A 590-nucleotide genomic window follows, 5' to 3' on the forward strand; every position below is an offset into this window, starting at 1 on the left:
GATCCCACCCTGATCACCTAACCAAATCAGGGCTAAATCGCCGCGGGATGGAGCAGCCCGGTAGCTCGTCAGGCTCATAACCTGAAGGTCGTAGGTTCAAATCCTACTCCCGCAACCAGACTATAACACAAAGCCCTCGCTCCTCGCGGGGGCTTTGTCGTATCCGCATCTCCCAAGGCCAGAATGCCCGCCAGGTCACCGCTGAGCTCGATCTGGTGCCCATTGGGCGCGTCCGCTGACGGCATCATCCGGATCTCGGAGATCAGACTGCGCATCGCCTCGGCGGCCTGGACCCGAACTTCGGGGTCTGAGAGGGCACTGACCAGATCGCCGATCTTCTGGCGGTAGAGATCGCCAAGGCTCGGGTGCATCCGCAGGACGGCCGGCTCTGGCGCCTCCGCAATCTGGATTGCGAGGCTCCGCTTGCGATCCTCGAGCCCCGCCATCTTCTCCTTCATCGAGGAGTGATACATGGCCTGCTGCTGGTTCCGTGGACACAGAGTTAGGTTTGCACAGCGCGGTCCTCGAACGCCATAGGGCTGAGATAGCCCAATTTTGAGTGGCGTCGTCTCGGATTGTAGAAACGCTCG

1 tRNA gene is annotated in these 590 nt (G+C 60.7%); it reads left to right on the forward strand.

Annotated elements, in window-relative coordinates:
* The first annotated feature begins 41 nt into the window (after positions 1-41).
* Positions 42-118, forward strand: a tRNA-Met gene (locus LCM15_RS22725).
* Positions 119-590 lie beyond the last annotated feature (472 nt).

The organism is Salipiger bermudensis, from assembly GCF_020171625.1.
In the GTDB taxonomy this organism is placed as follows: Bacteria; Pseudomonadota; Alphaproteobacteria; order Rhodobacterales; family Rhodobacteraceae; genus Salipiger; species Salipiger bermudensis_B.